5 protein-coding genes and 1 pseudogene are annotated in these 8,258 nt (G+C 49.8%); 4 read left to right on the forward strand and 2 right to left on the reverse strand.

Features of this window, described 5'->3' with window-relative positions; translation table 11 throughout:
* The first annotated feature begins 371 nt into the window (after positions 1 to 371).
* Positions 372 to 1,298, forward strand: a complete 927-nt coding sequence (gene epsC / locus C8R14_RS06825; protein WP_011633545.1) for a serine O-acetyltransferase EpsC — start codon at positions 372 to 374, stop codon at positions 1,296 to 1,298.
* Positions 1,249 to 2,649: an NnrS family protein gene (locus C8R14_RS06830; protein ID WP_258332776.1), complete on the forward strand. Its 1,401-nt coding sequence runs from the start codon at positions 1,249 to 1,251 to the stop codon at positions 2,647 to 2,649. Before epsC ends, C8R14_RS06830 begins: the two co-directional genes overlap by 50 nt.
* Here the strand turns inward: C8R14_RS06830 and C8R14_RS06835 are convergent.
* On the reverse strand, positions 2,634 to 3,908 hold the full coding sequence (locus tag C8R14_RS06835) for an O-acetylhomoserine aminocarboxypropyltransferase/cysteine synthase family protein (protein WP_011633543.1): 1,275 nt from the start codon (positions 3,906 to 3,908) through the stop codon (positions 2,634 to 2,636). The genes C8R14_RS06830 and C8R14_RS06835 overlap by 16 nt on opposite strands.
* 340 nt (positions 3,909 to 4,248) lie before the next feature.
* On the opposite strand from C8R14_RS06835, the gene C8R14_RS06840 reads away from it, so the two are divergent.
* Positions 4,249 to 5,505, forward strand: coding sequence for a pectin acetylesterase-family hydrolase (locus C8R14_RS06840; protein WP_110332587.1), 1,257 nt, complete (start codon positions 4,249 to 4,251; stop codon positions 5,503 to 5,505).
* Positions 5,506 to 5,587: 82 nt separating this feature from the next.
* Here the strand turns inward: C8R14_RS06840 and C8R14_RS06845 are convergent, their stop codons facing one another.
* Entirely contained in the window at positions 5,588 to 8,107 is a 2,520-nt protein-coding gene (locus C8R14_RS06845) for an EAL domain-containing protein (RefSeq protein WP_082211239.1), read from the reverse strand.
* Here C8R14_RS06845 and C8R14_RS06850 point away from each other — a divergent pair.
* Positions 8,099 to 8,258 (forward strand): annotated as a pseudogene (locus C8R14_RS06850) (IS481 family transposase); the annotation flags it as partial. The gene C8R14_RS06845 and the pseudogene C8R14_RS06850 overlap by 9 nt on opposite strands.

Raw genomic sequence — 8,258 nt, forward strand, 5'->3', positions numbered from 1 at the left:
ATGACAAGATCATTAAAACATGTAACCCCATTGAAACACAGACTCATAAAAAAGCCAGAAATCTCATAGTAGAAAAAGTAATGCGGGCAGGTACAATAGACCTCCTGTTTCTCCAGCTCTGCTGCCAACGGGTCAGGTTCATCCAGATATTACTAGCAGGTTTATTCCGGGTATCAATTCTCGGCTATTAATTCAGGGGTGTCCTTTGATCACAAGGACACCCCTGAAAATCCGGTAGTGCAAGATAAAAGCACACAGAGCGCAACAACGAAACATACCCAATAAACAGACAAGGCGGCAAGGCATACAACGCCACGATCGCCTGAAGAGCCAATTTTAGAAGTGTCCACAATAAGAAACGGGGAGGTATTGTGACAGATATCAATGGGGCAGGTGATTTACTGTTGAAAAGCACACACTTGCAGATCAACGACGTGGTAGCTGAATTACGGGATGTACGCACTACTGCACTGATCAACCGACAAGGACATCTCAGACCGCCCCGGCTGCCTTCCCGCAAAGTGTTGGCCGGAATTATTGAAGGTCTGCGAACAGCATTATTCCCTAACCGCCTCGGCCCATCCGATCTGGCGGTGGAAGGCGTTGATCATTATGTTGGCCATATCCTGAATTCAACGTTACGCGCCTTGCTGATCCAGATTCAGCACGAACTGCACTTCAATTCAGGAACCGAAGAACTCGATCAAGAAACTTACGCACAAGCAACGAAAATCACCCAAACGTTCGCCAAACGGCTGCCCGTAATCCGTCGACTGCTCGATGATGATGTGCTCGCTGCCTATGAAGGTGATCCGGCTGCCCGCGGGATCGATGAAGTGCTGGTATGCTATCCCGGCGTCGCCGCCATTACCTGGCATCGGCTGGCGCATGAACTGTATCAGTTGGGAACCCCACTGATCGCACGCATGATTTCTGAAATCGCTCATTCACAAACCGGCATAGAAATCCATCCGGGTGCCCAAATCGGCGGAAGCTTCTTTATTGACCATGGCACCGGCGTCGTTATTGGTGAAACCACGGTCATTGGCAACAACGTGCGCTTGTACCAGGCGGTGACTCTCGGTGCAAAAAGTTTTCAGGTGGATGAACACGGTTCGCTGGTAAAGGGAATCGACCGCCACCCTATTGTTGAAGATGATGTTGTCATTTATGCGGGAGCGACTATTCTGGGGCGTATTACTATCGGCAAAGGCTCCACCATTGGTGGCAATGTCTGGCTGACACGCAGTGTGCCTCCTGGCAGCCGGATCACTCAGGCGCGAACACATAACGACTGAAACACAGCCAATCCATCACCTCTCCACAACACAGGCACCTCTTCCTTTTGTCGTATTCTATTTTCTGCAAACCGGTTTGCAGCAGCCAGCCAATATAAAAATGAATAGTGCACAATCAGGAAATCTATTCTCACGGTTTTTCCCAGGAGAAACCAAGGCATACGCTCATCAGTGGTTTTTTACGGCAGCGTGCCTGCATGCGATATTAATCATCCCGCTAACCATACTGGCCAGGTATAGTTACGGACCGGTCATACTAGTCATGCCAGCAGGGCATGCGTTTGAAATGTTGTTCGGCCTGGCTCCGGCACTGATTGCCGGCTACTTATTGGGCCCCATGCCCGCCCGGCGGCTGGTCTGGTTTCTGGGCTTCTGGCTGCTGGCAAGAGTTGCTGACCTGATTGCTCCCTTTGCCTGGCCAACTTTGGCATTCAACGCGCTGTTTGCTATCCTGCTCGCTCGACAGTTGCTTCCCCGCCTGTGGGCTGCTAAAAAATGGCGTAACCGCTCACTTGTTCCTTTGCTCGGTTTAATCTGCGCCCTCACAACCGTAATCCTGCTGGCCGGGCGGCTGGATGCATATCTGCTGCATCGTTATTTAATCAATGAAAGCCTACAATTGTTCGCGTTGCTGATGTTATTTATCGGCGGCCGTATGCTGGCACCCGCTGCTGCGGGGGAATTCTATCGCCAGGGCATGGAGCTGACTGCGAGAGTGCAGCCCAATATCGAAGCCGGGTTGATTCTTACCATTGCCGCTGCATACATTCTGGCCCCTATTGCAGCGTCACTTTCCGGTGTTCTGCTGATCAGCAGTGGAATGCTGGCAGGCATCCGCCTGTTCCGCTGGCAATTATGGCACTGTCGGGCACGCCCGGATCTGCTCTGTCTCGGGCTGGGCTACGGCTGGTTGGCACTGGGCCTGATCCTGCTGGGGTGGACAAAACTGAATAGCGGCAACCATTTCAGCACCGCCGTGCACGCCATTACCGTCGGCGCACTGGGTACGCTGGCAACAAACGTTATCGTGCGTGTCACGCTGCTGCACATCAAACAATATCCTTCACGCATCACGTTTATCGTGGTCATGACCGGATTCATGTCAATCGCCGCGATCACACGTATGGTGGCAGATTTTAGCAGCTACCGGGAAATATTACTGACAGTAGCTGCATCAACCTGGAGTATTGCCTTCCTGTTTGCGCTCTACATTGTATTAGCGGGGTTTACTGCCCCACGTATAAAACCGGCCAGAACCCCACCAGCCGATGACACCAGCAAAACCTTGCGTAGCGCACTTTCAGACGAGCAACGTAATACAACAAAAACAAATACTCACACTTCTTCCTGAAAGGCCTGGTCTATATCGGCAATCAGATCATCAATATGCTCAATGCCGACGCACAAACGTACCAAATCGATACTGACACCAGCTTTGGCCAGCTCTTCATCATTAAGTTGGCGGTGAGTCGTGGTAGCCGGGTGGCAGGCCAGCGTTTTGGCGTCCCCGATATTTACCAGTCGTTTAATCAGCCCGAGCTTGTCCATGAAGCGAGCACAGGCATCACGCCCACCTTTAATGCCAAAGCTTAGAATTGATGATGGAATACCGCCATCCATGTATTTTTGTGCCAAAACATAGTCGCGGCTGTCTTCAAGACCGGCAAAGTTAACCCAGCCAACTTTTGGGTGTGCTTTCAAGTAACGTGCAATCTCCAAAGCATTGAAACAGTGGCGCTCCATTCTCAGTGGTAGCGTTTCAATTCCTTGCAGGATCAGGAAGGAATTAAAGGGAGAAATAGCCGCGCCCATGTTGCGCAACGGAACAACGCGCGCACGACCAATAAACGCAGCCGGGCCAAATGCATCCACATATACCACGCCGTGATAGCTGGGATCAGGCTTGTTGAATTGTGGAAAACGCGGACTGTCTTTCCAGGGAAATTTGCCGGAATCCACAATGATTCCGCCAATGCTGGTACCGTGACCACCCATGTATTTTGTCAGCGCATGGACAACAATATCGGCGCCATGTTCAAAGGGACGGCACAATGCCGGGGAAGCCACAGTGTTATCCACGACCAGCGGCACACCCGCCGTGTGTGCCGCTTCAGCCAATGCAGCAATGTCCACCACATTACCGGCCGGGTTGCCAATCGATTCACAAAAAACCATCCTGGTCTTGTCATCGATCGCATCTGCAAAAGCAGCCGGATTACGGCCATCCACCATGCGCACTTCAATTCCCTGATTGGGCAGTGTATGACAAAAGAAATTGTAGGTTCCGCCATAAACCTGGCTGGTGGAAATGATGTTATCGCCCGCCCTGGCCAGCGTCTGGACACAGGCCGTAATAGCCGCCATGCCGGAAGCCAGCGCCAGCGCCCCCACTCCCCCTTCCAGTAATGCCACTCTTTCTTCCAGCACAGCAGTAGTCGGGTTCATGATGCGCGTGTAGATATTCCCTTGTACCTTGAGATCAAACAGATCTGCCCCATGCTGGGTATCGTCAAAATAGTAGCTGGTGGTCTGATAAATAGGAACTGCGACCGAATGTGTCTGTGGATCACCGGCAAAACCACCATGAATGGCAAGTGTTTCTCGCTTCATTACATTTTCCTCTTTCAAAATAAACTGGAGTGCCGGCTGTTGGCCGGATAACATGCAGGCAATCTTAAAGGAACTCCAGAATAAATCCATATTCGTTATTGCGGATACGCTAGTCTTGCACAATTTTCCATATGCTTGTGAGTGCATGCAGGAGGATGATCCGTGATTGGAACTCTCTCTGCATATCAATCAGGGATGAAGAATAATAAGCTCATGATCTATCATATCTTTCCGGAATTTATGACTTTGTATTACTATGAATACTAACAGCCATACAGGTGATGGTCGTGAAGAAGAATATAAATAACAAGTCCACCTTAAATAAAGCAGGGAGGGTAAGATGTTGAAATACAGTCGAATTACCTTAATTTCTATATTATTACTTTTCTTTTTTCCGGGAGTGTATGCGGCAGGGTGGGAAGAAGTGAAAGTGTCCGCACAAACCATTCTGGATGATGACGGTAACTATAAAGATATTCAACCTGGTTGTGCATTCAGTGATCCAACTGATCCACAGGAGCAGTTTCATTTTTACTACCGGAAAGGTACCAAGCCGCAAACACTCATTTATTTTAATGGTGGGGGCGCCTGCTGGAATGGTGCAACCTGTCTGACTTCGCTGACTACCCCGGTCACCCCAACAACCCGGCCTGCCTATAATCCTTCACTTGCGGCTGAAAACAGCCCCGAAGGAGCGGGCGGGATAATGGATTACACGCGCCCAGATAATCCATTAAAAGACTGGAACATGGTTTTTATTCCTTATTGTACAGGTGATATACATATCGGCTCCAAAGATGAATTTTACATCGATCCTTTAGGGATTATTGGTGGAGGAAGTCCTGTGATAGTGCATCACCGCGGTTTTGACAACTTCATGGCCGTGCGTGAATGGTTGAAACAAAGACCGGATCGATCGAATACCAAGCAAGTGCTGGTATCAGGGTCCAGTGCAGGCGCTTATGCTGCCTTAATGAATTTTCCCCGGATACATAGCATTTATCCGGGTAACACGAAAATATCACTCCTCTCCGACGCAGGGACAGGAGTCCTTACCAATAATTTTCTAGGCACAGTTTTCAAACCTGATGGCCCATGGGGTACTGAACACACGCTCGCAACCTGGGTACCAGGCATCAGCCAGATTAGCAACTATAATTCCCTTAATTTTTTCACCAATCTGGCAACTGGCATCGAGCGCCATTTCACAAAAAGCAAGTTTGCATATATCACGACTGCCTGGGATAGCGCTCAAACGCTATTTCTCAACATCATGAGAAAAACAGATCAGGGAATTAATGATCCCAATCAGTGGCCGGATGTGGGACCTATAACCGCTGTTGAGTGGCATTTAAGAATGCTGGCCACATTGAATGCCAATGCGCTGATCAACAACAACTCGAAGTACTATATCAGCGCAGGAACCTATCACGTTGGATTACTGGATGCATTTGCCCCGGGTGTTTTCTACACTGAAAAAAGTGCTGGCGATATTTACTTGAAAGACTGGGTTAACCGGCTGGTGGCCAATGACAAGAAATACCCTCTGGTGAACTTGATGTGCAGCGGCACTTGTGGCGCACCTCCATTCCATTGAGGAATCAGGATTCCGTATCCTTCATCTGTTTTCATCGCAGAAAGTATGGAGGATATCGGAAAAACCAGATTTACGGTAACGCCTATCTATTGGGCACCGAATGCTCACGCAACCAGGCTTCTAGTTCTATTGCCGGTACCGGCCGGTGAAACAGATATCCTTGATAATAATCACAGTCCTGCTGACGCAGGAAAGCCAGTTGCTCCTCTGATTCAATACCTTCTGCCAGGACACCCAGCTTTAGCCCACGCGCCATGGCGATAATCGTTGCAGCAATTTCGCGATCATTGTGATCATCCGCCAGATCACGCACAAAACGTTGATCAATTTTCAGCTTGTCGATGGGAAAGCGCTTCAGATAAATCAATGATGAATAACCCGTACCAAAATCATCAATCGCCAGGTGAACTCCAAGCGTCTTCAATTTGTTCAACGTTTCAATCGACTGTTCCACATGCTCCATGAACATGCTCTCGGTCAATTCAAGTTCCAGGTAATCAGCCGGAAGCTGCGTTTCTTCCAGTATCCGCTGCACCATGCCGACCAGATTTTCTGACTGGAATTGCCGTACCGACAAGTTAACCGCCATAACAAGTGGGGACAAACCAGCATCAATCCAGGCACGAGCCTGCTTGCAGGCGGTGCGTAACACCCATTCTCCCAGCGGCACGATCAGGCCCGTTTCTTCTGCAATGGGTATAAATTTTCCTGGTGGCACCATGGCTTTTCCTGGCGGCTGCCAGCGCACCAATGCTTCTACCCCAACCACATAACCGGTACGCGCATCTACTAACGGCTGATAATGCAAGATAAGCTCCTCAGCTGAGAGGGCGTAACGCAAACGATTTTCCATAATCAGCCGCTCATTCGCCGCAACGCTCAAAGCTTCCGTATGATAGCGATAGGTATTGCGGCCCTCTTTTTTTGCCTGATACATAGCCATATCAGAATGCTGAATCAACTCAGTCGCATTGCTCGCATCCTCTGGGAACAGACTGATGCCGATACTGGCATTAATAAAAATCTCATGCCCGCTAGGCAGCACAAACGGAGAAGTAAGCAGATTGATCAGGCTTTGCGCAACAAATGCTGGATCACCCAGATCACGGACATCTTCCAGCACCAGCAAAAATTCATCCCCGCCCAGGCGTGCCAGTGTATCTTCTTCACGTACCCGCTTCTTCATGCGCTCGGCCAGTTTGATCAGCAGCTCATCTCCGACTGGATGGCCCAGACTATCGTTAACATTTTTGAAACGATCAAGATCGATATAGAGCACACCAACCAGCCGGCCATGTCGTTGCGCCCGCTCTATGGCTTGATGCAGCTGTGACTGTGCCAACAGCCGGTTGGGCAAACCAGTCAACGGATCGTAATGCGCCAGTTGTGCCAGTTGTGCTTCAGATTGTTTTATTTGAGAAATATCGGTAAATACACCAACATAATTACAGGAATTGCTTTCATCACAACAGGATGAATCGATACATACCGCATTGATCGTCAGCCATTGTGGATAGATCTCACCATTTTTGCGACGATTCCAGACCTCTCCACTCCAGTGCCCTGTTGCCTTCAAGGTAGCCCACATTGCCTGGTAAAACGTCTTGTCGTGGAGACCTGATTTGATAATCTTGGGATTCTTGCCCAGCACCTGTTCCTCACTGTAGCCAGTTATCCTCATGTATGCCCGATTGACTGCAACGATACGTGGCTCCAGATCTGTAATCACGACCCCTTCACGGATGGATGCAAATACCGTGGCAGAAAGTCGCAAAGCTTCTGTTGCCCGAACCTTTTGCACGGCCAGCGCCGTAAAGGACGCAAATTCCCGGATCAGTTCCAGATCCTTTGGCGATGGTTCGCACGCGATATGATGATAGATGGCAAAAATACCCAGCACATCATTGTGCTCATCCTTGAACGGCAGGGACCAGCAAGCATGAAGATCAGCCTTGCGTGTCAAATCCAGAAAATGCTGCCAGTGCGGATGATGATCAATATCAGACACGATGACCGTTTCACCCCGGAAGGCAGCCGTACCACAGGAACCTACCCCTTCACCAATCTCCTGGCCGTTGACTGCCGCATTGTAATCATCCGGCAAACTGGGTGCGGCTCCCAGCTTCAGGCGCTTTGTTTGCTTATCCAGCAACAAAATGGAAACCAGCATGTCGGGATTGATCGCTTCGAGATGCTTCGCGATATCACTCAAAATTACTGGAAGCGACTGGTTGGTAACAATCAGATCCAATGCTGACTGCTGCGCTTGCCGGATCAGTTCAGTTCGTTTTCGTTCACTGATATCCAGACAGGTACCGACAACTTCATATGGTCGGTCACCGGCATCCCGAATTAGCTGCAATTGATCCAGCAACCAGACGATCCGCCCGTCTCGATGATAAAAACGGTAATCATGCACCAGTTGCCCCTCGGATATCAGAATTGACTGGCGCGCCACTGCCTGATCCCGGTCATCCGGGTGTAAATGTGAAATCCACCAGTCAGGAATACATGCTTCTTCCGGGGTATAGCCAAGTTGTTTAGTCCCACGGTGTGCCGGTGTAACATATAACCAGCTACGGAGGGATGATTTATGGGACAGATATTACACGGAAGCGCCCGCACGACAGTGGCGGTGCGTCGAGCGATACAAAATAGTCAAGAGAGTCTGAATGTTCTGGCCAAGCGGCATGGGATTAATCCAAAAACGGTAGCGAAGTGGCGGAAGCGGGAATTCACCCACGATGCACCGA

The sequence above is a fragment of the Nitrosomonas eutropha genome (assembly GCF_003201195.1).
GTDB lineage: Bacteria > Pseudomonadota > Gammaproteobacteria > Burkholderiales > Nitrosomonadaceae > Nitrosomonas > Nitrosomonas eutropha.